General features: G+C 59.3%; 22 protein-coding genes. 13 read left to right on the top strand and 9 right to left on the bottom strand.

Translation table 11 applies throughout. The annotated features are described in order from the left end of the window. Nucleotides 1–18: 18 nt before the first annotated feature. The 5 genes from GR198_RS00260 to GR198_RS00240 are packed head-to-tail and all read left to right on the top strand — an operon-like array spanning nt 19 to nt 4767. Nucleotides 19–903 (top strand): carbohydrate ABC transporter permease, encoded by an 885-nt coding sequence (locus GR198_RS00260; protein ID WP_029872481.1) that lies wholly within the window; start codon nt 19–21, stop codon nt 901–903. After that, a complete protein-coding gene (locus GR198_RS00255) occupies nt 903–1748 on the top strand; it encodes a carbohydrate ABC transporter permease (protein ID WP_029872482.1) in 846 nt (281 codons plus the stop codon). The genes GR198_RS00260 and GR198_RS00255 overlap by 1 nt, the downstream gene beginning before the upstream one ends. Then, nucleotides 1745–2767, top strand: coding sequence for an SIS domain-containing protein (locus tag GR198_RS00250; RefSeq protein ID WP_164066949.1), 1023 nt, complete (start codon nt 1745–1747; stop codon nt 2765–2767). The genes GR198_RS00255 and GR198_RS00250 overlap by 4 nt, the downstream gene beginning before the upstream one ends. Then, the gene (locus GR198_RS00245) at nt 2768–3697 is read left to right on the top strand and encodes a PfkB family carbohydrate kinase (protein ID WP_029872484.1); all 930 of its coding nucleotides are present in this window, start codon (nt 2768–2770) and stop codon (nt 3695–3697) included. It abuts the gene before it with no gap. After that, nucleotides 3694–4767, top strand: a complete 1074-nt coding sequence (locus GR198_RS00240) for an ABC transporter ATP-binding protein (RefSeq protein ID WP_028743250.1) — start codon at nt 3694–3696, stop codon at nt 4765–4767. Before GR198_RS00245 ends, GR198_RS00240 begins: the two co-directional genes overlap by 4 nt. Before the next feature lie 28 nt (nt 4768–4795). Here GR198_RS00240 and GR198_RS00235 read toward each other — a convergent pair whose 3' ends face one another. The 5 genes from GR198_RS00235 to GR198_RS00215 form a co-directional block, all read right to left on the bottom strand. Then, nucleotides 4796–5623: a glycoside hydrolase family 16 protein gene (locus GR198_RS00235; RefSeq protein ID WP_041936439.1), complete on the bottom strand. Its 828-nt coding sequence runs from the start codon at nt 5621–5623 to the stop codon at nt 4796–4798. 50 nt (nt 5624–5673) lie between these two features. Next, complete coding sequence (locus tag GR198_RS00230) at nt 5674–7155, bottom strand: lipopolysaccharide biosynthesis protein (RefSeq protein ID WP_164066947.1); 1482 nt, start codon at nt 7153–7155, stop codon at nt 5674–5676. A 69-nt stretch (nt 7156–7224) separates the two neighbouring features. After that, the gene (locus GR198_RS00225) at nt 7225–8469 is read right to left on the bottom strand and encodes a glycosyltransferase family 4 protein (protein WP_164066946.1); all 1245 of its coding nucleotides are present in this window, start codon (nt 8467–8469) and stop codon (nt 7225–7227) included. After that, complete coding sequence (locus GR198_RS00220) at nt 8466–9815, bottom strand: glycosyltransferase family 4 protein (protein ID WP_312876432.1); 1350 nt, start codon at nt 9813–9815, stop codon at nt 8466–8468. Before GR198_RS00220 ends, GR198_RS00225 begins: the two co-directional genes overlap by 4 nt. After that, nucleotides 9812–10549 carry a Crp/Fnr family transcriptional regulator gene (locus tag GR198_RS00215; RefSeq protein ID WP_029872489.1) on the bottom strand — a complete coding sequence of 246 codons (738 nt, stop codon included), beginning with the start codon at nt 10547–10549 and terminating at the stop codon, nt 9812–9814. Before GR198_RS00215 ends, GR198_RS00220 begins: the two co-directional genes overlap by 4 nt. Before the next feature lie 468 nt (nt 10550–11017). Here GR198_RS00215 and GR198_RS00210 point away from each other — a divergent pair, with 468 nt between their 5' ends. The 5 genes from GR198_RS00210 (at nt 11018) to GR198_RS00190 (ending at nt 17602) form a co-directional block, all read left to right on the top strand. Continuing rightward, nucleotides 11018–11719, top strand: coding sequence for a sugar transferase (locus GR198_RS00210; protein WP_164046801.1), 702 nt, complete (start codon nt 11018–11020; stop codon nt 11717–11719). A gap of 118 nt (nt 11720–11837) precedes the next feature. Next, nucleotides 11838–13604, top strand: a complete 1767-nt coding sequence (locus GR198_RS00205) for a GumC family protein (RefSeq protein WP_164066943.1) — start codon at nt 11838–11840, stop codon at nt 13602–13604. Further along, nucleotides 13601–14620 carry a glycosyltransferase family 2 protein gene (locus tag GR198_RS00200; protein WP_204336988.1) on the top strand — a complete coding sequence of 340 codons (1020 nt, stop codon included), beginning with the start codon at nt 13601–13603 and terminating at the stop codon, nt 14618–14620. The genes GR198_RS00205 and GR198_RS00200 overlap by 4 nt, the downstream gene beginning before the upstream one ends. A 6-nt stretch (nt 14621–14626) precedes the next feature. Beyond that, nucleotides 14627–16012: a polysaccharide biosynthesis/export family protein gene (locus tag GR198_RS00195; protein WP_164066941.1), complete on the top strand. Its 1386-nt coding sequence runs from the start codon at nt 14627–14629 to the stop codon at nt 16010–16012. Between the two features lie 123 nt (nt 16013–16135). Beyond that, nucleotides 16136–17602, top strand: coding sequence for a hypothetical protein (locus tag GR198_RS00190; RefSeq protein ID WP_164066939.1), 1467 nt, complete (start codon nt 16136–16138; stop codon nt 17600–17602). 185 nt (nt 17603–17787) lie between these two features. On the opposite strand, the gene GR198_RS00185 is transcribed toward GR198_RS00190, so the two are convergent. After that, a complete protein-coding gene (locus tag GR198_RS00185) occupies nt 17788–18084 on the bottom strand; it encodes a hypothetical protein (RefSeq protein ID WP_164022959.1) in 297 nt (98 codons plus the stop codon). Between the two features lie 308 nt (nt 18085–18392). On the opposite strand from GR198_RS00185, the gene GR198_RS00180 reads away from it, so the two are divergent. Both GR198_RS00180 and GR198_RS00175 read left to right on the top strand, forming a co-directional pair. Beyond that, the gene (locus GR198_RS00180; RefSeq protein WP_003562063.1) at nt 18393–19304 is read left to right on the top strand and encodes a glycosyltransferase family 8 protein; all 912 of its coding nucleotides are present in this window, start codon (nt 18393–18395) and stop codon (nt 19302–19304) included. A gap of 133 nt (nt 19305–19437) precedes the next feature. Beyond that, a complete protein-coding gene (locus GR198_RS00175; RefSeq protein ID WP_164046797.1) occupies nt 19438–20460 on the top strand; it encodes a glycosyltransferase family 2 protein in 1023 nt (340 codons plus the stop codon). A gap of 185 nt (nt 20461–20645) precedes the next feature. On the opposite strand, the gene GR198_RS00170 is transcribed toward GR198_RS00175, so the two are convergent. Then, nucleotides 20646–21395 carry a Crp/Fnr family transcriptional regulator gene (locus tag GR198_RS00170; RefSeq protein ID WP_029872498.1) on the bottom strand — a complete coding sequence of 250 codons (750 nt, stop codon included), beginning with the start codon at nt 21393–21395 and terminating at the stop codon, nt 20646–20648. A gap of 453 nt (nt 21396–21848) precedes the next feature. Between GR198_RS00170 and GR198_RS00165 the strand changes: the two genes are divergently transcribed. Next, nucleotides 21849–22505: a sugar transferase gene (locus GR198_RS00165; RefSeq protein ID WP_029872499.1), complete on the top strand. Its 657-nt coding sequence runs from the start codon at nt 21849–21851 to the stop codon at nt 22503–22505. A 143-nt stretch (nt 22506–22648) separates the two neighbouring features. Here the strand turns inward: GR198_RS00165 and GR198_RS00160 are convergent, their stop codons facing one another. Then, on the bottom strand, nt 22649–22945 hold the full coding sequence (locus tag GR198_RS00160; protein WP_029872500.1) for a hypothetical protein: 297 nt from the start codon (nt 22943–22945) through the stop codon (nt 22649–22651). 591 nt (nt 22946–23536) lie between these two features. Continuing rightward, entirely contained in the window at nt 23537–24757 is a 1221-nt protein-coding gene (locus GR198_RS00155) for an acyltransferase family protein (RefSeq protein ID WP_029872501.1), read from the bottom strand. Between the last annotated feature and the right edge of the window lie 140 nt (nt 24758–24897).

Genomic DNA, 24897 nt, shown 5'->3' with positions numbered 1-24897 from the left:
GGAAGAAGGGTCGCCTTGATGTCGGGCACTTGGCTGACAACCCGCGCGTGGCTTTTGATGCTGCCGCTTCTTGTGGTCATGATTTCAGTCATTGGCTGGCCTCTGATCGATACCGTCGGCCTCTCCTTCACCGATGCCAAGCTCGTCGGCACGGAAGGAAGTTTCGTCGGCATCGACAATTACGCGAAGATGATCTCCGGCTCGAACTTCCAGCGCACGCTTGTTACCACCGCATGGTTCGCGATCATCTCGGTCGCCGCCGAAATGGTAATCGGCGTTTTGGCAGCCCTGCTGCTGAACCAGCAGTTTCGCGGCCGCACCGCGCTTCGCGCTCTGATGATCCTGCCCTGGGCGCTGCCGACCGTTGTGAACGCCACGCTCTGGCGGCTGATCTACAATCCGGAATATGGTGCGCTGAACGCCGCGCTGACTCAACTCGGCCTGCTGGAGGCTTACCGCTCCTGGCTCGGCGAACCGGGCACGGCGCTGGCGGCCCTCATCGTCGCCGATTGCTGGAAGAATTTCCCGCTGGTGGCGCTGATCGCGCTGGCCGCACTCCAGGCCGTGCCGCGCGACATCACCGCCGCCTCGCTGGTCGACGGCGCCGGCGCTTTCGCCCGCTTCCGCTTCGTCATCCTGCCCTATCTCGCCGGTCCATTGATGGTGGCCCTGGTGCTGCGCACGATCGAGGCCTTCAAAGTGTTCGACATCATCTGGGTGATGACCCGCGGCGGCCCGGCCAACAGCACGCGCACGCTGTCGATCCTCGTCTATCAGGAAGCCTTCTCCTTCCAGCGGGCAGGCTCCGGCGCATCGCTGGCTTTGATCGTCACGCTGCTGGTGACGCTGCTTGCTGCCGGCTACGCCGCTCTGGTGCGCAAGACGGCGGGGAGTGCGGCCTGATGGAACGCCAAGGCCCGCTTTTTTCCGCCTTCATATATGTCTGCGCGCTGCTGCTTGCCGCCGTCATCCTGGCGCCGATCCTGTGGTTGTTCATCATGAGCATCTCGCCGGCCGCCGACCTTGCGGCAAAGCCGCTGCGCTGGTGGCCGCAGACGGTGGATTTCTCGCGCTACGGCGTACTGCTCTCGACGATCGAAAACAGCGCCGGCGCCGCCTTCACCTCGTCGCTGCGCAACAGCATCGAAGTGGCGGGCATGGCGACGATCGCCGCCATCGCGCTCGCCATTCCGGCCGGCTGGGCAGTGTCGCGCACGCCGTCCGTCGGCTGGTCGCTGTCGATGGTGATCGCCACCTACATGCTGCCGCCGGTGGCGCTCGCCGTGCCGCTCTATATGGGGCTTTCCCATCTCGGCATGCTGAACAACGTCTTCGGCCTCGCGCTCGTCTATCTCACCATCCTTGCGCCTTTCACCACCTGGCTGATGAAATCGGGCTTCGATTCCATCCCGCGCGAGATCGAATCCGCCGCGATGATCGACGGCGCCGGCCTGTTTCAGACGCTCAGGATCATCACGCTGCCGCTGGCCGCCCCCGTGGTCGCGACGTCAAGCCTCTTTGCCTTCCTGCTTGCCTGGGATGAATTCTTCTATGCGCTGCTCTTCACCTCGGACCAGCGCGCCAAGACGCTGACTGTCGCCATTGCCGATCTCGCCGGCGGCCGCGTTTCCGATTACGGACTGATCGCGACGGCAGGCGTGCTCGCCGCCCTGCCCCCGGTGCTGATCGGTCTCGTCATGCAACGCGCCCTGATTTCGGGGCTCACCAGCGGCGGCGTCAAGGGATGAACATGACATCAGAAAGACCCCGGCCGGCCGGACTTGCCGCGATTGATTGCGAAATGGCGCGCCAGCATGCCGATGCGATCGCCTCCTATGAAGCGGCCAAGCTGATGGCTGTCAGGGCCGCCGCTTCGCTGAAAAAGACCGGCAGGCTGCTGCTCATCGGCATGGGCGGCTCGCATGCCGTCAACCGCGCCGTCGAGCCGCTCTACCGGGCTCTCGGCGTCGATGCCGTCGCCTTGCCGCTGTCCGAACAGCTCGGCCAGCCGCTGCCGATCGCCGGCAGGACGATCTTCGTCACCTCGCAATCCGGCGAAAGCGCCGAGGTCGTGCGTTGGTTCAACGAGACCGGCGGCACGGAGGAAACTTTCGGCCTGACACTCGAAGGCAATTCCTTCCTCGCAAGAACCGCTCCGTCGCTGGTGGGCAGCGGCGGCACCGAGCTTGCCTTCGCCGCGACCCGCAGCCTGACGGTGACCTTCGCCCTGCATCTGGCGATCCTTTCCGCCCTCGGCGAAGATCCTGACACCGCACTTGCCGCCCTCAAGGCGCCGGAAGATCATGACATCGCCGCCGCTCTCTCGGCGCTCGAAAACGTCGCGACCGTCGCCACGTCGGGCCGCCGGCTGCAGGGTATCGCCGAGGCGCTCGCGCTCGGATTGACCGAGCTGTCGCGCCGTCCCTGCTTCTCGCTCGAAGGCGGCCAGCTGCGCCACGGTCCGATGGAAATGCTGGGGCCGGAAATCGGCGTCGTGCTGTTCCGCGGCATGGACGAAACCGCCGACCTGGTGACGGCAATGGCGACATCCGCCGTCGAGACCGGCGCCCCGGTCATCCTGTTCGACGCATCCGGGCAAGCGCCGGTCGCCGGCGCGGTGACGATCCGTTTTGCGCCTGCAACCGGTCTTGCCGCGATCTTCGCCATGCTGCCGGTCGCCCAGCGGCTGATGATCGCCTTTGCCGATGCCCGCGTGGAGAATGCCGGAACGCCGGTTCGATCCACCAAAATCACCCGGAGCGAATGAATGCGGCCGCTTGCAGTCATCGGCAACGTCAATGTCGACCTGATTCTTGGACCGGCCGCCCCCTGGCCGAAGGCCGGGACGGAAATCATCGTCGACCATGACGAGTTGCGCGTTGGCGGAGCCGCCGGCAACAGCGCGCTCGCCTGGCAAGCGCTTGGTGTCGAATTCGAAATCGCCGCCAATATCGGCAGTGACCAGTTCGGCCGCTGGCTGAGCGAAGCCTTCGGCCACCGTTCCGACAAGTGGCCGGTACGTCCGGAGAAAACGACGCTCTCCGTCGGCATCACCCATCCGGACGGCGAGCGCACCTTCTTCACGACGAGGGGCCACCTGCCGCGTTTCAGCCTGGCAGATGTCTTCGCGGTCCTCGACAGCGCACACCTCGCCGGCGGTTACACCCTTCTCTGCGGCTCGTTCCTGACCGACGATTTGACGGCGGAATATGACGCCTTCTTCGATTGGACCGACAGCCATGACATCATCGTCGCGCTCGACACCGGCTGGCCGCTCGACGGCTGGACGGACGAGAATTGCGCAGCGACGCGCGCCTGGCTCTCCCGCTGCGGCATCGCGCTTCTGAACGAAGTCGAATCGACGACGCTTGCCGGCATCGCCGATCCGATCGAGGCCGCGCGTCACATCAGGTCGCATATGCCGGCGGGTGCGATTGTCGTCGTCAAACGCGGCCCGGACGGCGCTCTCGCGATCGGGCCGGACGGCAGCTTGGTTTCGGTGGCAGCACCCGTTGTCGAAGTCGTTGATACGATCGGCGCCGGCGATGTCTTCAACGCCGCCTTTCTCGCCGCGCTCGCAAGCAGTGAGCCGCTGGTTTCCTGCCTGATGGCGGGAACCGAGGTTGCCTCGCGCGCCATCTCCACTCTTCCCCGCAACTATGGCGGCCCGACATCTCTCCAGGAGCCCTTGCGATGAGCGCGCTCGAAATTCAAAACATCCGCAAGACCTATGGCGACGTCGAGACGCTGAAAGGCATCGACATCTCATTGGAAAGCGGCGAGTTCCTGGTGCTGCTCGGCTCCTCCGGCTGCGGCAAGTCCACCCTGCTGAACATCATTGCCGGCCTTGCCGAGGCGACGAGCGGCGATGTCAGGATCGGCGGCCGCTCGGTGCTCGGCGTGCATCCGAAGGACCGCGATATCGCCATGGTCTTTCAATCCTACGCGCTCTATCCCAATCTGACGGTGCACCGGAACATCGGATTCGGCCTGGAAATGCGCAAGGTGCCGGCGCAGGAGCGCGACAGGGCCGTACACGATGCCGCCAAGCTCCTGCAGATCGAAAACCTCCTCGACCGCAAGCCGAGCCAGCTTTCCGGCGGTCAGCGCCAGCGGGTCGCGATCGGCCGAGCGCTGGTGCGCAAACCTGAGGTATTCCTCTTCGACGAGCCGCTCTCCAACCTTGACGCCAAGCTGCGCATGGAGATGCGCACCGAGATCAAGCGGCTGCATCAGATGCTGAAGACCACGGTCGTCTACGTCACCCATGACCAGATCGAGGCGATGACCCTGGCAAGCCGCATCGCCGTCATGCGCGACGGCCGCATCGAGCAGCTGGGCACGCCGGAGGAGATCTACAACCATCCGGCAACGCTCTATGTCGCGACCTTCGTCGGCGCGCCGCCGATGAACCTGCTGAAGGCGACGGCGCGCGACGGTGGCCTGGCGCTTTCAGGCTCCGATGCGATCCTGCCCCTGCCCGCTCGTTTCCGCCAGACGGCCGGCAATGGCCGCGACCTTATCCTCGGCATCCGTCCCGAGGCGCTTCGCACGGACGGCACCGGCCCGTCGATCGAGGCAAGCCTTGAGGTCGCAGAGTTGACCGGCCCGGAACTCGTCGTCACCGCCCTTGCCGGACATCAGCGGCTGATGGCCTGCCTGCCGCCACGCACACCGATCCGCGACAACGAAAAGCTCACCCTCTTTTTCGACGAGGAGGCAATGCATCTCTTCGATCCGGAAACCGGTATCAGCTGCGGCTGTTAGCGACGGAACGGCTATCCCCGTCAGTTGTTCAATTCGCTGCGTCAGTAGGCTTGCGCTTGTAGACGTGAATATAGTCGACGAGCAAAATGGAAGGATTGGGCGTTTCATCGATCGGCCAACCCGAGCCGAGTGCCAGGTTCACCAGCGGATAGAACGGCATGTGGAATTCCTTCGGCGTGTCGAAGCTCCAGATGAACTGACGGTCGAAGTAGAAGCTCGTTTTGTCGGCTTGGATATCGACGCCGTAGGTGTGATATTCACTGTTCAAAATGCCGTCCTGGACCTTTTGCCAATGGCCGCCGGTGCTGTTCTGGCCGCCCTGGCTCTGACGCCAGATATGAAAACCCATGCTGAATTCGTAGGGCGCGCGTCCGTAATATTCCAGGACGTCGATCTCGGCGGTGTATTTCGACCGGTCGAGCCCGATCAGCCAGAATGCCGGCCAAACGCCCTTGCCCGGAGGCAGCTTCATCCTTGCTTCGAAATAGCCGAACTGCTGCGAGAACCCTTCACCTTTCGGGTTCACCGACGACAGCAGGCCCGAGCGCCAGGTTCCATCGGCCTCCTTGCGCGCTTCGATCTTCAGAATTCCCTGATCGGTGGTAAACGGAAAGCCGGGGGCCGGATCTGTGAAGCGGGCGTCACCGAAATCGCCGTTCCAGGGCGTATGGGCGATCCAGCGCGAACTTCTCTCCCCCCAGGCCGAGACGTCGAGACTGTCGAAACTCTCCTCGAACGTGAGCTGGTACGCATTGATATTAAGTGGTTCCTGAGCCACGCTGGGTTGGCCGGGCAACGCGCCCAGACCAAGAACGATAAGCAAACCCAGAGCCTTAGAAGATATCCCGTAACGCATTCTGCTCCTCCGAAAACGCCAAACCAATTTTTGGGCTGCACTTGTCTCGATCATGAGATGAGAACTCCGTTTCGTCGCGGCATGAGCCTTTGGACGACGATGGTCTCGATGCCGTCGGGCCTTCCGACAATTTGCCACACGAGCAGCGCGAAGGCCCAGAAGATCGCCACTGCCGCCCCGCCGCAAAGCGCCAGGCTGGCGACCAGGTTGAGGCCGACAGGCATGGCAGCGAGCATCGGCTCCATCCACAGCAGGAAAGCGATCATCGGCAAGCTCGCGGCCAGCGGCCTTAAAAAGGCGTGCAACTGAGCGGCGAACGTCGCGCCGATCAGCCGCCGCGTGATGACCAGCGATGCGGCATAGGCGACAAGCACCGCCACGATCCGCGCGCCCAGTGCTCCTGCCACCTGAAAATAGACAATGCCCAGGATGGTGACCGGAACCCTGACGGCGAACTCGGCAAACATCCGGAGAGCGAGATAACGGGTTTTGTTCAGCACCATGGCCAATGGCGGCATCATGTTCGTCGGAAGACCGAGCAGACTGCCGATGCACAACCACTGCAGAATCGGCGCGGCGGATGCCCATTTCTCGCCGACGATGATCCGCACGGCCGGCTCAGCAAGCAAGGCGAGCGCGATGAGGATGGGCGCTGCCACAAAGGTGATCGCGTTCGTCGCCTTCAGATAGGCAGCGATCAGATTACGACGGTCATCGACGGTCGAGAATGCCGCCATCAGCGGACGCAACAATGGCCCGACAAAGGTCTGGTATGGAATAGCGGCGATATTGTCGGCGACGCTGAAGGCGCCGAAAGTCGACAAGCCCGTAAAGCGCGGCAAAAGCAGCCGGTCCAGTTGCCAGTTGATCGAACTCAGCACCTGCGAGACGGTGTTCCAGCTGATCATGTCCTGAAAGTGCTTCCACTCGGAAAGGCTGAACCTCGGTCGCATCGGCGCAAAGACATAGGAGGTGATCGCCGCGGCGGTCGGGCCTGCAACCGCGCCGATCGCCAGTCCCCAATAGCTGCCGGTCGCGACCGCGACCCCGACACCGAACAGCAGTGTCGAGCCCTTGGTGATGAGATCGAGTGCGAACTCGCGTTTGAAATCGAACCGCTGCATGAACAGAACCATGCGCGGGCTGATCACGCTACGCATGGCAGGTGCAATCGAGAGCACGGCGACAAGAGAGAAAAGCCGGGGATCGTCATAGATCAGAGCCATCGGCCAGGAGATGAACATCATCAGCATGCTGATGGCCACGCCTCGAAGCAGACTGAGGGTAAGGGCCGTGGCAAACATATCGTCCGAAGGCGACGGCTGGCGCATCAGGGCCTGCGTCAGCGGCAGGTCCAGGATTGTCTCGACGATGACCAGAACCGAGGTCGCGATGGCGACAAGGCCGAAATCCGCCGGGCTCAAAAGCCTTGCGAGGATCAGGAGGCTGACGAAATCGAGCAGTCGCGCCAGGAACTTTCCGCTGATGGTCCAGATACTCGCCGTCGCCGTCCTCTGAGATACGCTTGACATGATCTATTTTCTATTCCTCGTCGACGGGTTCGGTCGCAGCGGCAAGACAGGCAGCTCCGTTCCTTGCCCTCAGCCCGCCCGTCTTCTGAAGACCTCGGCGGATCGGTCGCCTTGGTCCGACAGTTGCTGCTCTATCAGGCTGGACAGACGGTCGCGGAACACGGTGGAAGAGAATTTCAGCGAGTGCGCGCGGATGGCATGCGGATCGATATCGTCCTCCACCTCTTCGAACGCCGCCATCGTTTCCAACAGAGCTTCCGTGGTCTGCTGCGCGAAGCGAAAACCGACCTGCGGCGAGGAAACGGTTTCCCGGGCGCCGCCGGCGTCGAAAGCCAGGACCGGCCGCCCTGATGCCATGGCTTCCACCGGCAGGATGCCGAAATCCTCCGTGCCCGGAAACAAGAGGGCACGGCATCGCGACAGATGGTCGCGCAGAACGTTGAAGGGCTGATGGCCGAGGAACTGGACGGTCGGTCCGGCGATCGACTTCAGATAGGCCAGTTGTTCTCCCTCGCCGATCACGACCAGTTTCCTGCCGGCCTCGGTGCAGGCGCGAACGGCGATATCCGGCCGCTTGTAAGTGGTCAGCTGTCCCGCATAGAGATAGAATTCGCCTTTCCCCTTCCCCACCACAAAATCGTCGGTCGCAACCGGCGGATGGATGACGATGGATTCCCGGTCGTAGAAGCGGCGGATGCGGCTTGCGACATAATCGGAATTGGCAACGAACACATCGACCCGCGAGGAGGTCGTCACGTCCCAAGCGCGCAGCATGGGTGCGGTGATCGACATCAAGGCGCGACCCACCCAGGGCAGGCCATGGCGGTAGACATGGAACTGATCCCAGATGTAGCGCATCGGCGAATGGCAGTAGCAGACATGCAGGGCGTCGGCGCGCGTGATGATGCCCTTGGCGGGTCCGGATTCGCTCGACAGCACGAGATCGTAATCCTGCAGATCGAACTGCTCGAGCGCGAAAGGCATCAGCGGCAACATCTTGGTATAATGCCGCTTTGCACCGGGGATCTTCTGCAGGAAGGATGTGCGGATGTTCCGCGTCTTCAGAAAATCGCTGATGCGATCCCGGTTGCAGACGAGAGTGAAGATGTCGGCCTGCGGAAACATCCGGCACAGCTCTTCGACGACCTTCTCGCCGCCGCGCATCGAAACGAGCCAATAATGCACGATGGCGACACGAAGCTGCTTGGTATCGCTCGCGCTTCCGGCCTCAGTGACACGTCTTTTCGCCATGACAGGCGCATCGCCGAGAAATGCCCTCGCGTCGGGAAGAGAGGTTGTTGCCTTAAGGGTCAACTCAATACTCCTTGTATGGACACACCGTCTGTCAGCTCGGGAACCGCATTCGTCGAAATCAGGCTGTGGTATTCGGAAAGAAGCGCGTCGCGCCATTCCTCGTGTGTCGACGCAAGATCCGGCGACTTCAGGAAAGCCCGCTCGCTCATGGCGCGGACCTCGTGCCTCGGCATTTGGCTAAATCGCGTCAAAGTATCGGCAAAGGCGCTTTCGTCAGCCGTATCGCAGGCGATCGCCATGCCGGCTCTTTGCATTTCTTCGGCAAGAAAGGCGCTACGCGACATGATGACCGGCAGACCGCTCCTGGCCGCTTCGATAGCGACGAGGCCGAATGGCTCGGGATAGCGAGACGGCATCAACAGTGCACGCGCCTTGCGGATGGTCGGGCCGATCTCCGCATGCGACTGCCAGCCGACGGCCCTGACGTGATCTCCCGAAGCCGCAACCAGCGGCATCAGCGGCCCGTCCCCGATCACGCAGAGCCTGACGCCAGCTTTGCGTGTGGCGGCCACGGCGTCCTCTATGCCCTTTTCTTCGTCCAGCCGCCCGATGAAGACGAACTCCTCGTTGGCCTCCGCCTCGATGCGTTTGATGGAGAGCGGAGCGACGGGATTGCGGATTGTCGTCAGTCGTTCGGGCCGATATCCGGCGCCGACGAGGAAGCTTGCCATCTTCTCGTGCAGCAGGATGATACGGCCGAAATCGGCCTGATCCTTCAGCCGCCGGAGGATATTGGAGCCGCGGGCAACCCGCCACAATTTGTGCGAATAACTTCTCTTGTCGCAGGCCGTCGCAATGCAGCCTCCGCCGAGCGGGCGTCGAAGGCAGACTTCCTGCGCCTGATAGTCGAAGAAGGCGCCGTTGGGGCAGGCCGTGAAGAAATCATGCGCGTGCACCACACATCGTCTGGCGACCGGCATCAACGCCCTGAAAATCGCCGGAGACAGGATCTGGTGCCAGCCATGCACATGGTAGACGGTATTGGCGGTGTCGTTTGCGGCAATCCAGTTCCCGACCATGCGGACGGCGGCGCCATTGTGAATGCCGGTCACGAAAGCCTTCGCACGCTCGGCACTGAGCAGATCGCGGCTGTTCAACCCGACCATTGAAACCCCGAGCGCGACGAGATCCGCATTGGCGGCGTCATCTCCGCAAATATAGGTCACAGGGATGTCGAGGCCCCGAAAAAGCTTGGCGGACAGCACCGCCAACGCCGTCGCACCGCCTCTGGCCACCGAATAATCATCTATGATGACCACGCGATCGATCTTTGTCGTGCCGGGGCCGGGAAACCGGCCGACGTTTGCGGCGGATCGAAGGACCTCGGGAAGCGACGGGCGCATCACTTCACCGAAACTGCGCCGTTGGCACAGGCCTCCAGCGCCTTGCGGTTGAGGATGCGGATCTTGCCCTGGCCCCCGTCGATGATCTTGCCTTCCCGCAGGCGCCGCAGGCATTGATTGACCTTCTCGCGGGACGCCGGCAACGTCGCGGCCAGGTCATTTTGCGAGATGATCAGTTCGTCGCCGCTGTTTGCCGCATCTTTTCCATAAACCGTGGAGAGCCGCAGCAGCGTGCTGGCCAGCCTCGATTGCAGGCTCGACGCCGCATTCGCAATGATCCGGAGTTCAAGCTCTGAAATACGCGCCAGCGCTCTAGAGAAGACCTTTTCGCGAAAGCAGGGATCGCTGGCGTACATGTCGCGCAGCAGCCGGCCTTCGAAGAAATGCAGTTCGCAGGCGGAACCAGCGCGGTATTCGAGGCTCAATGTCTGCCTGCGCAGAACCTCGAGCTCGCCGATGAGGCCGGATTTCGGAATGATCTCGACGATGAATTCCCGGCCGTCGGGCAGCATCGTGCTTGCGCTGACAATCCCCGAATGGACGCGCGCGAACGTATCGACGAGGACGCCGGCCCCGGCGATGATCTCACCGCGCCGGAAACGCCGGACGCTCGACCGGCAGGAAAGGAATTCGTCGTCGATGACGATGCGGCTGTTCAGATGAATGCCGCCGTTAGCCGATATCGCCGCCTTGCCGATGCCGGCCCTGCGATCTGATGCGTGTGTCGCCCCATCCATGCGCATAACTCCACTCGATAACCATAGGCAATGCTGCACTGCATCATTTATATTGTCTTAATATGAGAGTCAAATAACATCACGGAGATATGACGTAAAGATAAAGTATATATTTAACTTCAAAACAAAATATACACCGAAAAAACGACCAGAAATCTCAAAGAAGCCAAAAAACCGCCACGCGGTCGAAGATGGCTGCCTATTAAAATGGCTTACTGAATAAAAAACGGCAATAATCAAAGTGATGACATCAAAACTGATAAATAAGCGTCAGCAGATAATCACCACGAATTAGATTAGATTGTCGTTTTAAATGAAAAGAAGGCCATAAAAGTGTAATCCGAATTCTCGATTGCCCGTTAGTAGCATAAAGAATTTGTTAAGGATTATGACCTTGGTAACAGACAACCAGAGTGCGGCGCAGCAAACTTTGAACGGTTCTTAATCGGAATATTTTGGAGACCACCCATGACATGGGAAGCACATAGTTTCGAGGCTTGGTCGCGTGTCGGACGGTCCGCGAAAGGCGCCGATCTTCATTCGTCCCGGCCGCGTGCGGCAGGCAGATCGTCGAAGCGCGCGCTAGACCTTGTCATCGCAGTCACGGCGCTGATCCTGCTTTCGCCGCTTCTGTTGATCGTCGCAATGATCGTGAAGATGAGCGACCGCGGCCCGGTTTTCTATTCCCATACGCGCATCGGCGTCGGCGGAGCGCCGTTCGGATGCCTCAAGTTTCGCACGATGAAGACCAACGCGAGTGCTCAGCTTGCCGAATTGCTGCAAAACAGCCCGGCTGCGCGAAGCGAATGGGAAGAGACACGCAAGCTGAAGGACGATCCGAGGATCACGGCCGTCGGTGATATCCTCAGGCGGTCGAGCATCGACGAGCTTCCGCAACTGATCAATATCGTGCGTGGCGACATGAGCCTTGTCGGCCCCCGGCCGATCACGGCCGAGGAATTGCCGCGCTACGGCGAACATATATGGGCCTACATGGCCGTCCGCCCGGGCCTGACCGGTCACTGGCAGACCAGCGGGCGCAATGATGTCAGTTACGAGTACCGGGTTTCCCTCGACGTTCACTATCTCAACAACTGGTCGCTCGGCCGGGACTTCATCATCATTGCCAAGACCATTCCCGCTCTGTTTTCGCAGCGCGGCTCGTATTGAGCATTCATGGGGAGAGCCGCCGATCATGCCTGGAATCGGAAGACACGCTACTCCCCCGTCCCTCCAAGCTGCCACTACCTGGTTACTCCGTGATCTCGCCATTTTGGATTAGGACGACATGACCTCAAGCACGATCTTCAGCGGTGTTTCTCCGATATCTTTGCCTGCCGCACCCACCGGCGGGAATTCGCCGCTCACCTTGCGGGATATGCTCTTCTTTCTCAAAATGCGCTGGCTGTGGATTGCGGCGACGACTTTCGCTTTCCTCGTATTGGCAGGGAGCTACGTGCTGACCGCCGAACCGACGTTCGTTGCCAACACGCAACTTGTGATCGTCCCCCAGGTCAGCGGCTCCGAAGCACAGAGGGCTTTCGCGGAAGATGCGTTCATCGAGGGACAGTTGGAGATCGCCAAATCCAGCGATGTCGTCGGTGGAACGGTAACGGCACTTGGTCTCGATACCGATCCTAACTTTGTCGATCAGACGCCTTCGCTGCAGGATAGGGCAAAGAACTGGTTGATGGGCGCTTCTTCTGAACCGGATACGGCATCGCACGAAGCGGCAGGCCCAGGACCGCGTGACACACAGCCGCAACAGCAGATCAAGGACGGGCGGATCCGTGACCGGGCGATCGCCACACTTCTGAACATGATGGGAGTACGCCGGATCGGGAGTTCGACGATCATCGAGATATCGGCTGCAGCGTCGACCCCGCAGCAAGCCGTCGACATCGCCGACACGCTGGCCAGGCAGTATATCCAGAAGAATATCGCGATGAAGGCCAATGCGTCCCGGCAATACAGCGAATGGCTGACCAGATTCGTAAGCGAGCAGCAGCGCGGACTGGCCGAAGCTGCTAGCGCCCTGGCCAGCTTCATGAGCAATCCGCGCGATCAGTTCAAGCTTGCGGAGCTGCAGAGCGCGACTGACGCGCGCCGCACCCTTTATGAAAATACCTTGAACCAGCTGACCGAAGCCAGGCAGCGCATCACCTACCCGGTGTCGGATGCCACGATCGTCTCTCGGGCCACCCTGCCTCTTTCGAAAGCCAGACCACGCAGCACGCTCATCATCGCCTTTGCGGCGGCGGTTGGTCTTGGCGTCGGCTTCGCACTCGCCATGATAAGGCACGCCGGCGATCGCCGGATCGTCCGGCCCCATCAGATCGCGGAAGCCGGTGGGCTGCCCTTTGTCACTTTGCTGGCGACATCGAGGACCCGCAATGGTCACTCTGCGCGTTTCCTCGCTGCCGGTACCGGCAGCAGCGGCACCGCAGCCGCCTATCCTGTTATTCCCGGCATGGCGGAGCTCAGCGCGACGGTCGTTGGTCTTCGGCGCAAACGCCGGGTCGTCATTGGAATCGTCGCCGTCAATCCCGGCAGCGGGGCATCGACCATAGCATGCGAACTTGCCGTGCTCTCGTCGATATCAGGAGCGCAGACGCTGCTGATCGATGCGGCCGCGCAGAAATCGTCGCTCAGCAAATCGATCGCGCCCCATAGTTCCACAGGCCTCGTCGATGTTCTCGACAATGGCGAACTGATCCAGACGGCGGCATTGCCCCTCACCCCGACGCTGAAATTCCTACCCCTCGGCAAAGTCGAAGCGGTGACGCCGGCCATTCGCCTCAGTTCCCGCCGCACGCAGTTGAGCTTCGCCGACCTGAAAAAGGAGTTCGACGCCATATTCGTCGACATTTCCGCATTCTCTGCTTCGCCGGATGCCAATGCGATCGCGCCGGAACTGGACGGTGTCCTCGTGGTCACCTCGCACGGGCACACCTCGATCGACGATACCATGCACGTCATCGAGACCCTGCGGAATATCGGCGCGGAGATCCTCGGCGCGGTCATCAACCATGCACCGAAAAGAATAGAGTCATGACTTCACCTTCGGCAGAAGCAACCAGGCAGGACAGCCCGATCGGACCGGCGCCTGTTCCTTGCGGCGCTGAAGCCATGGCGGGCCCCGCGCGCCGCCCATTGCGAATGGCCGTGGGGATTGCTTCGGCAGGCCGCCCCTCGATACTCAAGGAGACCGTCGATTATCTCACCGCCCTGCCGGACCAGGCCGAGCGGCTGATCGTCTGCGTGCCCGTGATCGACGACGCCGCCGGCCTCGCCGACCGCCTCGATGTGGAAGTCATCGTCGGCAGCCGTGGCCTGACCTCCCAGCGCAACAGGATCATCCATGCCGCCGCCGATACGGATATTCTGATCTTCCTGGATGACGACTTCATTCCCGCCGCGACCTTCCTGCCGCGGATGGCGGCGGTTTTTGCAGCAAACCCCGACGTGGCGATCGCCACTGGCGAAGTCCTGGCCGACGGCATCCTCGATGGCGGCCTCAGCATGTCAAAGGCCCTGAAGGTTCTTGAAACTGCGGGCGAAGGAGCCGAGCAGGTGACAGAGGTCTATAACGCCTACGGATGCAACATGGCGGTTCGCCTTTCACCCGTTGTCGAGCACGCGCTGACCTTTGATGAAAAACTGCCGCTCTACGGCTGGCTCGAAGATGTCGATTTCAGCCGGTCCATCGCCCGCTACGGCAGGTCCGTGCGTGTCGAAGGCGCTCGCGGCGTGCATCTCGGCGTCCGATCCGGGCGCCAGCCAGGCCGAAGACTCGGCTATTCGCAAGTTGCCAATCCTGTCTACCTACTCCGGAAGGGCACAATGTCGAAGGGCCGTGCTGTCGCACAGATCGGCCGCAACATCCTGGCGAATACACGGGGCCTATTATTCAATGACCGCTTGATCGACCGATGGGGACGCTTGAACGGCAATTTGCTGGCGCTTTCCGACCTTCTTGTCGGCCGCGTCTCTCCGTCCCGCATCCTGGAATTCGGCAATCCCGCGCCGCGCGAAATGCCTTCGCCGTCGATCGCAACGAAACGGAGATAGCAGACAATGCAGCGCACATCCTTGTCCGGTCGCCTCATCTCCATCGCCCTTGCCTTGCTGGTATTTTCCGGCGTGACCGGCTGGAGTGTCGCCCATGCGGAAAACTATACCCTCGTGCCGGAAGATCAGGTCAGACTGCGTGTCGTCGAATGGCGATCGTCGGATTCCCGGTATGCCAGCTGGGAAGCCCTCGGCGGAACATATACGGTCGACGATGCCGGTAATCTGGCGATTCCGATCGCCGGCCAGGTGCAGGCGATCGGCAAGACGACGGAGCAGGTTTCCGATGCGATCGCCACCGCGCTCTCCGAAAAGGCCGAACTGCCGGGAAAGCCGTTCATCGCCGTGGAAATTGCCCAGCATGCGCCGATCTTCGTGACCGGGACCGTGCAGACCCCTGGGCGCTATGCTTTTGAGGCCGATATGACGGTCATGAAGGCCGTCAGCATCGCCGGCGGCTTCCTTCGGGAGCGCGAGGAGAATACCGTCTTCGAGCGCGACCGGATCGAGGCTGCCGGCGCCTACCGAACGGCCATTCTCAACCGGCGTGATCTTCTGATGCGCCAGGCGCGGTTGCGCGCCGAGATCGCCGGCGAACAGAGTTTCGATATCCCTGCAGAACTCGCCGGAACACCCGATGTGGACAAGCTGAAGGCGCAGGAATTGAACCTGATGCGGCTGCGACGCGTCGATATCGAAAGCCAGATCGACGCGGCGAGCGACCTCGCCCGTCTCTACGGCCAGCAGGTCCAATCACTCGAGGCCAAGATCAATTCGCAAAGGCGGCAGATCGACCTTGCGCAAAAGGAACTGGATAATGTCAACAGCCTGGTGAGCAAGGGTCTGGTCAGCAATTCCCGGCAGGTCACGGTCGACCGCGGCGTTGCGGATGCACAAGGCACCCTGATTGATCTCGAGGTAGCCCTGACCACGGCTCGCCAGGGGCTCAGCGAAGCCGATCGCTCGAAGATCAATATCGCCAACCGGCAGAACAGCGAAAACCAGGAACTGCTCAACCAGGTCAATCTCGCGATCGGCAGGGCTGCGATCGACATCCAGGTGGCCCAGCTTCTGGGCGAACAGGCTGGCTACAGCGCTCAACTCGCCCAGATGAACATGGACACGCCGGGCCTTGGCAGAGCGCAGAAGAACTACAGGATCGTGCGTCGCAACGACGATGGCACCTATCGCAATATCGAGGCGGACGAGACGACCAGCTTGCGGCCGCATGATGTCATCGAAATCGGCATCGACACGGATCTCCAGACGCCTTCGCCTACGCTGCAGCTGCAGTCCGCGCCACAGCAGCAAAGCTCGGCAGTCCCGCTGTCTGATGTAGCAGGCGACAATCAGACGGCTCCCGGCTGGATATCCCAGACGGGATCGAATTAGGGGGCGGTCGTGACCATTAACGACAGCTGGCGGCTTTCGCCTCGGGCATTGCGTCGGAGGGCAGATGCCGGTTTTCGGCAAACCCGATGCCTCCGCCGCTCCGTCCGGATCGGGATCTGAAGCATGTCGATAGAACCGATCGGCTTCATCGTTCTGCTGCTTGGCCTGCTCAGCATGGTCAACGGGGCGCGTTTTGCGATCACGACCCTTTGCCTGTCGACGCTGCTCGGAGCGGCAGCGGCTCTGCAATTGCCCGCGCTCGGCGGCAGCAGCATCCAGCCAAGCCATCTTCTCGTGCTTTTTCTCGTGGTAGCCGCCCTGCTGCGCCCGGCTCAAACACAGGCGACGCTCGCCAGCTTGGCCTATCCGGGTCCCGGTTTCTGGTTTGCCGCCTACATCCTGTTTTCCGTGGCATCATCTTTCTTTTTGCCGCGCATCTTTGCAGGCGCGACCCTCGTCTACTCCTCTGCACGAGACACCACGGGCATGATGTCGACGGTGGCGGCTCCCCTGTCGCCGGGTTCGTCCAATCTCAGCCAGTCTGTCTATCTGCTCGGCGACCTCGCCTGCTTTGCCGTCGTCTCGGGGCTTGCCAGGCTCGGCTTTGCCCGTTTCATCGCACTGCAGTTAATCGTCGCCTCGATCGCATGTTTTACCCTGGCATTGATTGATATCGGAACATTCCTGACCGACCAGTCCTACCTGCTCGATGTCATCAGAAACGCGAATTATACGATGCATACGGCCGAGACGATCAGCGGCTTCAAACGCATCGTCGGACCGTTCCCCGAAGCAAGCACTTATGGCGCGGTCGCATTGGCCTATTTTTCCTTCACGCTTCTGCTCTGGCTGGAGCGCGTCCAAAGCCGCATGGCGGGACTTGCAACGCTTTTCATCGGCCCGACGATCGTCCTCTGCACATCGACAACCGCCTATATCGCCGGCATTTTCGTTGTCTGCATGTTCGTCCTGTTTTGCCTGAAACGACTGATTAGCGGCCCCGCCAAGACCCCGCATGTGACTTTCCTGGTGATCACGCTGTTTTTGATTCCCTGCGCCATCGTCGCACTCAGCCTTGTCCCAGATGCGTGGAATTCCATCGCCGGCCTGATGAGCACCACCTTGTCGGACAAGCTCCAATCGCAATCCGGTGAAGAGCGCACCGCCTGGAATACACTTGCATTGATCGCATTCGTCGATACCGCCACCTTCGGCGCCGGGCTCGGCACGGTTCGGGCCTCGAGTTTTATCGCTGCGTTACTCTCCAATGTCGGATTGACCGGCACTCTTCTCTTCGCCGCCTTCCTGTACAGCCTTGCGCGGGCCTCCGGCCGGCACATGTCAGGCGATCGGGAGATGCACGCGATCGGAAACGCTGCGGTCATGGCATCCATCGCGCAGGTCGCCTCGGCGGCGATATCGGGGAGCGGCACGGATCTCGGCTTGCTGTTCAGCACCACAGCAGGTCTGGCGGCCGGCTGCCTGGCAACCAATACCTCTCCCCGGCGCGCGACCCGATCGCTCGCTAATCGAACCCCGCTGGAGACATCGGCATCTCTGATGAGAGCGCCGATGTTTTCAACACGATGACGCCCGCTTTGGAACTCCGCCACGGCGCGGGATGGCAATCTCGTCGAGCCATCGGCGCGCCCGCATTGGGCCGAAGCCGGCCGGCCGCACCGCATCTTTCAAGGATCGCCTGTAAAAGCAGTCCAGCGAACAAACGCCGTCGGAGGTCAGTCGCGGAAGGCTATGCTGTAGCTTTTATGTCGACATCAGCCTTGCGGGCGCTCGCTGGTGGTCGCGACGCTATCTGCAACATTGTTTTCGCGCAGCTTGGCATTGCGCCGCAAAAGCCCCGACAGGAACACGCCTGCCAGATAGCCGATTTCCATGAGCACGAGGATAGCGATACCGGAGAGCATGGCCGCGATCACGGAAGACCCGCCGGCAAAAGCCACGCCGCCGAAGCCGATTGCCACCAGGATTGCAAAAATCGCGAAAGCCCAGGCGCGGATGGAAGCCCCGGCAGCGATCGAAATCACAGCTGCCCCGAGCGTGGTGATCAACATCACAATCCCCCTTCCCTCCGCATTCCGACAAGGGTCCCGGCACCAATCGCCGTACCGCGAAAAAACATGTCGAAACATAGCCTTATGACAGGCAAGGCACTCTTCATGGTGAACATCTCAACAATGAAACATACAAAAGCCGCCGACAGCCAGACACCGATTCAGCACCAGCGCACTGGATGCTGGCCTATATATACCGAACAGGGCCTTCATATGACAGACCCGTCGGCTCAATTCACAACTGGTCCCTCGCCTCGCAAAGACAATACCGATTCACTTGTATCGCGCACAATCGGAAAGGTGATGACATGAACAACCAGTGCGTCGTCTACGTCACGGATGTCGAGTATTCATTTCCGACCATTCTCTCGGCGCTTCAGGCTCGCAAATTCGCAAGCCCTGCGACCGACGTCTGCGTTCTGATGTCGGAACATCTCGACAATTTCGAAGAGCTGAAAGCCCTGCTCGCAAGGAGTGGGGTCATATTGACCGATGCGACCGAAGCGCTGCAGGACTCGCTCGGCAAGCTCGACAGTTCGCATTTCCAAGGACGCATCAGCGTCAGCACAATGGCCAAGCTGGTCCTTTGCGAGATCCTGCCTTCCAACTATACCCAGATCATCTACCTCGATGGGGATACGCAGATCGTCAGCGATCTCGGTGCGTTCGAAAGTGCCACTGTACCCGAAGGCAGGTTTTTCGCGGCGCGCGATTACACGGCGATCCATGACTTCCTCGACACCGGAAAGGACAGCCACTATTTCAACGCAGGCGTCCTAAAATTCCATCGAAACGGCTGGATCGGGCAGGAGGCGCTCGAGCTTTTTGCTAGAAATCCCGAGGCCTGCGAGGGCAAACATGATCAGGGTGCATTGAATTATGTCTGCGGTTCATCGCTCATCCTGGTGTCGAACCGCTGGAACTTTCCCAAACAATTCCTTCATCTGGTGAACATGTCCTCCTTGTCGATCGTCCATTATATGGCGCATCCGAAGCCATGGCATGGAACTTTCTTTCCCTGGACCGATAAGGAAAGCCAGGTATACGTCGACCTCCGCAAAGCACATCCGATTTACAACTCGCTGTATCGTGGAATAACCTTCGATCGGAAGATGCTGTATAAATACCGGTCGATACGGGCGCGCATCGAGCACGCAGTTGAGAAAGAAGGACCTAATCCCAGGGTCCAGAGCCTGCTGGTTGGCGACTACGCCGTATGATGATGTATTGTTGGTCCGACTTGAATGTCCGCGTGACTGAACTCAGCGTCGCCGGTCGAGCCGTGGATTTGCAGACGGAAGCGCAAGGTATTCATCCATTCATTCCAGGAATGGATAATCTTCAGGACAGAATATGAGTTATAGGGCTTCCGCCGCCAGTATCTCGCATTACGTGAAAGCCCGTCTGCGCCGGTCGCTCAAGGCTCGGCAGGTTCGCTATGACCTGCTGCGCAACGGGCTCAAGCAGGCGCGCCACGTCGTCATCTGCGTCATTCGTGACGAGGGGCACCGGTTGGCCTTCTTCCTTCAGTATTATCGCGATCTCGGCTTCGAGCACTTCATCTGTATCGACAACGGCTCGACCGACGGCACGGCCGAGTTGCTGTCCGCCTTCGACGATGTCTCCCTTCTTTCGGCTCATGGTTCCTACAAGGCGGCGAGGTTCGGAAACGACTGGATCAACGAAGTCATCAACCGCCACTGCCGGGAGAAGTGGGTCCTGTATGTCGATGCAGACGAGTTCCTGGTCTATCCGCATTGCGACACACGGCCGATCGATCAATTGACGTCCTATATCGATTCCATGGGCGGCCATTCCCTCCGCTCGGTCATGATCGACATGTACAGCCCGCATCCCGTTCTCGAAAACATCTGCGAACCCGGTCGCAACCCGCTCGAGGTCTGCAATCTCTTCGACCGCTCCGGCTATGTGGCGCATTTCGACAAACGCAACGAGACGATATGGATCAAGGGCGGCGTTCGCGGGCGCGTCTATTTCCACGACCGGCTCTGGGACGGCCCCGCGCTCAACAAGATACCCCTCGTCTATGTGGCGGGTGAACGTCTGTTTCTCAAATCATCGCACCAGGTCTGGCCGCTCTCCCTGAATTTGGGCGACATGCGCGGAGCGCTCGGCGTATCCGGCGCCCTTCTGCATTTCAAGTTCCTGTCGACCTTCGTGCACAAGGTCGCCGATGCGGCACACCGGTCCCAACATACGGAAGAATATACCGTATACTCCTCAGGCAAGGACATGGATGACTTCGTCTACGACGATACGGGCACCTACAGAAGCTGGAAGGACCTGTCCGATCACGGGCTCATACAGGGTGAAGGCTGGAAATACTGGAGGAGTGCTTCCGAGAGCGAAGTCTAAGTATGCCGCGCCAAAATGCGCAGCGATTTTGGGACGACGCGCATGAAGACAAGAGCCAACACGCCAACCCGATCTTTCAGCCTGCCTCGTCTGACGATCAACTCGCACTGTCATCAAACACAAAACCCGCCGGCGGCGGGTTCTGTCGAGGCTTTCTGCCGTTCCGTTTTTTATCGCGGCGCGCCTCAGCCGAGACCCGCCCCCTCGGCATAAGCCTCCAGCGCCTTCCGATTGAGAATACGGATTTTGCCCTGTGTCCCATCGACCACTTTGCTCTCGCGCAAGCGCCGCAGGCATTGGTTGACCTTTTCACGCGACGCCGGCAGTGTCGCAGCCAGCTCATGCTGGGAGATGATCAGCTCGTCGCCGCTATTCTGCGCATCCATTCTATACAGGGCAGAAAGACGCAGCAGCGTCCGGGCCAGTCTTTGCCTTAGACTAGATCCGGCATTGGAAATGATCCGCAGTTCGAGTTCGGAAACACGCGCCAGCGCCTTCGACAGGATCTTCACCTGAAATTGCGGATCGTTCGCACACAGGTCCCGCAGCAACCGACCGTCGAAGTAATGCAGTTCGCAATCCGACGAGGCCCGATATTCCAGGCTGAGAGACTGCTTGCGGAGCACCTCCAATTCGCCGATCAAGCCGCCTTTCGGAACGATTTCCACGATGAACTCTCGTCCATCGGCAAGCGGGGTGCTTGCGCTTACCATTCCGCGCTGTACGCGGGCGAACATGTCAAGGACGACGCCGGCGCCGGCAATAATCTCACCGCGGCGAAACTTTCGAACATTCGAGCGGCAAAACGGGAACTCGTGATCCAAATCCGCCCGGCCGTCGTAAACAATACCTGCAGACCCGCAAGTAACCGCGTCGCTTATTCGCGCTGCGTTTCCTCTAGGTCTGTTGTCTCTGGTGCTGATCGCCCCGTCCATACGCACAACTCCACGCAGACTAAATAGCTTATTATCTGGAGCGCCATTCGTAATAGATTAGCTTAGAAAGTCAAACAATAATAAAATAAAAACTTCGTGTTAAAACTATACATTATTATGAATAATCCTCATATTTATATATCATAAAATTCATATTGAATTCTATCGCAAACAATTCTTTGAGGCTGCATGACGATTTTTATACAATTTATGACAATCGCCTATCCGCAGAACACATCCACAACGCACAACAACAACACTGAATTTTAAAATAACACTAAATAACATTTCCGAATATATCCAAAAGCAAAGGTAATATTTTTTAATATACGTAATAATTTCTTTGGAGTATAAAGAATTTATTCACGATTATGACCTCGGTCACAGACATCAAACTTGCATTAAAACAAAGCTTTGGCTGTGATTTCTGGAATTCTTCTAACGGAGACGCGGGTGGCGGGAAAAAATCAGGGCATCAACCCAACCGGACCTTGGCGGGATTTCGCCAGGGCTCGACAGGAAAGGCGTCCATTCAATTCGTCACAACCCCGTCTGATCAGCAGAATTCTGAAGCGCGCATTGGACATCACCACTGCGGCAAGTTTCTTATTCTTTCTGTCGCCGCTCCTTCTGTCGGCGGCAGTCATCGTCACGCTAAGTGATTGGGGCCCTGTTTTCAATTCTCATCGCAGGATCGGTTATAAGGGAAAAGAGTTTGGTTGCCTCAAGTTTCGGACGACAGGATCCGACGCAACGACCGACGCGCACGTCACGATCGTCGGCGATATTTTCAGGCGATCAAGCCTCGACAAGCTTCCGCAATTGATCAACGTGTTGCTGGGTCAAATGAGCCTCGTCGGGCCTCGCGCCATTACCAAAGAAGAGCTGCCGCGTTACGGTGAACATGCCTATGCCTACATGGCCGTCCGTCCCGGCCTGACTGGCCATTGGCAAACCAGCGGGCACAACGACGTCAGCTATCGGAACGGAATTTCCCTCGACGTCGAATACTTGTCCAAATGGACGCTCACGCTGGATTTCGTGATCATGGCAAAAACGCTCTCGGCGCTGCTTTCCCGGCACGCGTTGCTGCCCAAAGTCGATTGCTAAAGCATGCCGCGCAAAACTGTGGTGCGGTTTTGCGAAAGACATGCGCAAACCAGAGACTAAGGCGCAAGCGAATCTAAAATATCGCGACCCGCTTTACACCCTGACATAGCGCAGCCGAGCATCCTGCCGCCTCGGTCATGTCACTACCCATGAGGACGCTTGCCCGTAACATGGGAGCGCTCAGTGAGGGAGTTCTTTTTCCGGCGCTTTTGAATATGCCAGAAGGAGAAGGCGAATAGACCCGCAAGATAGCATATCTCCATCAATACAAGCACTTCGACGCAAGAAACGACCGCCTCCGTCAAGGAGGAACCTTTCAGCAGGATCACGCCGCCCAAGGCCGTGACCACCAGAAATGCAAAGATTGCAAAGGCCGAGGCGCGAATGGTCGCTCCGGCGGCGATAGAGACGGCAACCACGACGAGCGTGCTCTTCAGCATTATTCTGATCCTCTCTTCACACCTCCTTCAAGCCACCGTCAGCCCGCGATGGCATGACAAACTCAAAGTCGAAACGAAGTCCGATCAAAGTATTTTATCTATTGAGGTTAAAATATTGCTAATACCGGCCCAGCAAGTCGACTGAACAATGCCGGAGAATATTCGACTATTCATCCAGCAGGGCCGCTCTACCGATTAAACCCAAGAAATCCTTGGATGTTGCGGTCAGAAAGATTTAGGTATCGGAGGCTTATACAGGAGCCAGCAATGCAGCTACGGCGTTCTCTCGCCGAACTGAACGTTCATTTGTTGTTTCTGAAAAGATGAATTTGGCCATAGGCTTACGCTCGAGCGCATGTGCGCTGGCAACGATCGGGCTTACGCTCGTCCGGCAAGCGTGACATCGACCGCATCAAGGTTGCGCAGCAGCCTAAGGAAAACTGGGGGCCCGACGATGGACCCGGATATTTATCTGAGGTGATCGGTCAGGCAACAACGAAACAGGGCCGCCGCTATGGCGAGCCCTGCTGATCTCCTTGCCGGTTGAGCACCTGGATGGAATTGCCAGCCTCGAGGCCGATATCGACAGACCTATTTCGAGACCGCGCCGGCCAGTTGCCGTTTTACGCCGCGTTGGAGACTGAGGTTTTCCAGCCAGGTGACTTGTTTTCTCAATTTCAAGGCCGGCTTTTCGATGAATCTCCACGAGAAGGCGGCAAAGCAAGCGGCAACAATGCTGCAGACGATGCCGTTCAACCACCAGTTATGCGCCCAGGGGCCGAGCGCCACGAACGCCTGTTGGATCGGATAGCCATAGAGGAAGACGCCGTAGGAGTAGTCGGCCCCACGCAGGACGCCGAGCTTGCGGGGCGAGGTGAGACCAAGGAAGACCGTGACATATCCCATGGCCGGAATGGCAATGAAATCCCCAAAGGAGGTGAACCAGTAGGCCCACAATATCACTGCCACAGAGGCGAGGAAAATTCGGATATCCCACAGAACCTTGTCCCTGTAGAGATAGAAGGTCACCCCCACAAGAAAAGCACAAATGAGCAGATTGCCCGACGCGGTCGTCGGCATCGTTGCCCAGTCGCTTTCATGTTTCCAATATCTTGCAATACCGAAGGCTATGATCAACGCCGGCGTGGCGATGAGGGCAATCACCCGCCGCCTGACCACGCCGAGCAGGAAGAGAACGGCGATCACGGCATAGCACTCAAGCTCGAAGGGCACCGTCCAGAGCTGCCCGTTCACCATTGCGGCATCAGGATTATCCAGGAATACCCCGGGGAGATTGAAGTGAATGTGCCCTGTGACATTCATCAGATATGTAAAGAACTGAGGATCGGTGAAATAGTCACGCAGGTCATACTCAGTGTAGATCGCTCCGAGTATAAAGGCAGCCAACAATACCTCTACCGCCAGAGCGGGGTAGATCCGGATAAATCGATTACCGAGAAAGGAGATCAATGTCTTCGATCGTTCAAGACTGCCAGCCACCAGGAAACCGCTCAGGACAAAGAACATGGGCAGCACTGATTTGATAAAAGGACGGAATGGCGACTCCCAAAGAAACAGGTCGTCGCCATAGGTGACGCGGGCCGTGTGTATCCAAAGCACTGAAAAGGCTAACAGTAATCGCATATAGTCGAATCCTGTCGGTCGCCCGTTCGCTAGATCAAGCTTTTCGCCGAGAACCATCTGTGCCCCTTTCAGAAGTATTGACTCGATTTGGAATGGCAAGCCGTTGCAGCAGAGCGGCGGTGGCATCATTGCCGGGTCGGGGCTGCGTGTCAGTGACCACAGGTACATCAGGTAAAAATTGAACGAGAGAGCAGCCCTCTCCCGAAGACGCGTCTCTGACCATCAACCCATGGCCCTGCGCTTCCCGAGGGCCATGCGACGGTCGGAGTTGGAATCCAGATGATCGGGCGGCAGATTGGATGAGGAGA

This window comes from Rhizobium leguminosarum (assembly GCF_010668065.1).
Lineage (GTDB): Bacteria > Pseudomonadota > Alphaproteobacteria > Rhizobiales > Rhizobiaceae > Rhizobium > Rhizobium leguminosarum_S.
Note: the sequence above shows the minus strand (reverse complement) of the source record. Positions and strands in the feature narration are given on the sequence as shown.

What these genes read in the sequence shown, in the direction of transcription:
- GR198_RS00260 (WP_029872481.1), top strand. Translation starts at nt 19, where the DNA reads ATGTCGGGCACTTGGCTGACAACCCGCGCGTGGCTTTTGATGCTGCCG.
- GR198_RS00255 (WP_029872482.1), top strand. Translation starts at nt 903, where the DNA reads ATGGAACGCCAAGGCCCGCTTTTTTCCGCCTTCATATATGTCTGCGCG.
- GR198_RS00250 (WP_164066949.1), top strand. Translation starts at nt 1,745, where the DNA reads ATGAACATGACATCAGAAAGACCCCGGCCGGCCGGACTTGCCGCGATT.
- GR198_RS00245 (WP_029872484.1), top strand. Translation starts at nt 2,768, where the DNA reads ATGCGGCCGCTTGCAGTCATCGGCAACGTCAATGTCGACCTGATTCTT.
- GR198_RS00240 (WP_028743250.1), top strand. Translation starts at nt 3,694, where the DNA reads ATGAGCGCGCTCGAAATTCAAAACATCCGCAAGACCTATGGCGACGTC.
- GR198_RS00235 (WP_041936439.1), bottom strand. Translation starts at nt 5,623, where the DNA reads ATGCGTTACGGGATATCTTCTAAGGCTCTGGGTTTGCTTATCGTTCTT.
- GR198_RS00230 (WP_164066947.1), bottom strand. Translation starts at nt 7,155, where the DNA reads ATGTCAAGCGTATCTCAGAGGACGGCGACGGCGAGTATCTGGACCATC.
- GR198_RS00215 (WP_029872489.1), bottom strand. Translation starts at nt 10,549, where the DNA reads ATGGATGGGGCGACACACGCATCAGATCGCAGGGCCGGCATCGGCAAG.
- GR198_RS00210 (WP_164046801.1), top strand. Translation starts at nt 11,018, where the DNA reads ATGACATGGGAAGCACATAGTTTCGAGGCTTGGTCGCGTGTCGGACGG.
- GR198_RS00205 (WP_164066943.1), top strand. Translation starts at nt 11,838, where the DNA reads ATGACCTCAAGCACGATCTTCAGCGGTGTTTCTCCGATATCTTTGCCT.
- GR198_RS00200 (WP_204336988.1), top strand. Translation starts at nt 13,601, where the DNA reads ATGACTTCACCTTCGGCAGAAGCAACCAGGCAGGACAGCCCGATCGGA.
- GR198_RS00195 (WP_164066941.1), top strand. Translation starts at nt 14,627, where the DNA reads ATGCAGCGCACATCCTTGTCCGGTCGCCTCATCTCCATCGCCCTTGCC.
- GR198_RS00190 (WP_164066939.1), top strand. Translation starts at nt 16,136, where the DNA reads ATGTCGATAGAACCGATCGGCTTCATCGTTCTGCTGCTTGGCCTGCTC.
- GR198_RS00185 (WP_164022959.1), bottom strand. Translation starts at nt 18,084, where the DNA reads ATGTTGATCACCACGCTCGGGGCAGCTGTGATTTCGATCGCTGCCGGG.
- GR198_RS00180 (WP_003562063.1), top strand. Translation starts at nt 18,393, where the DNA reads ATGAACAACCAGTGCGTCGTCTACGTCACGGATGTCGAGTATTCATTT.
- GR198_RS00175 (WP_164046797.1), top strand. Translation starts at nt 19,438, where the DNA reads ATGAGTTATAGGGCTTCCGCCGCCAGTATCTCGCATTACGTGAAAGCC.
- GR198_RS00170 (WP_029872498.1), bottom strand. Translation starts at nt 21,395, where the DNA reads ATGGACGGGGCGATCAGCACCAGAGACAACAGACCTAGAGGAAACGCA.
- GR198_RS00160 (WP_029872500.1), bottom strand. Translation starts at nt 22,945, where the DNA reads ATGCTGAAGAGCACGCTCGTCGTGGTTGCCGTCTCTATCGCCGCCGGA.
- GR198_RS00155 (WP_029872501.1), bottom strand. Translation starts at nt 24,757, where the DNA reads ATGTACCTGTGGTCACTGACACGCAGCCCCGACCCGGCAATGATGCCA.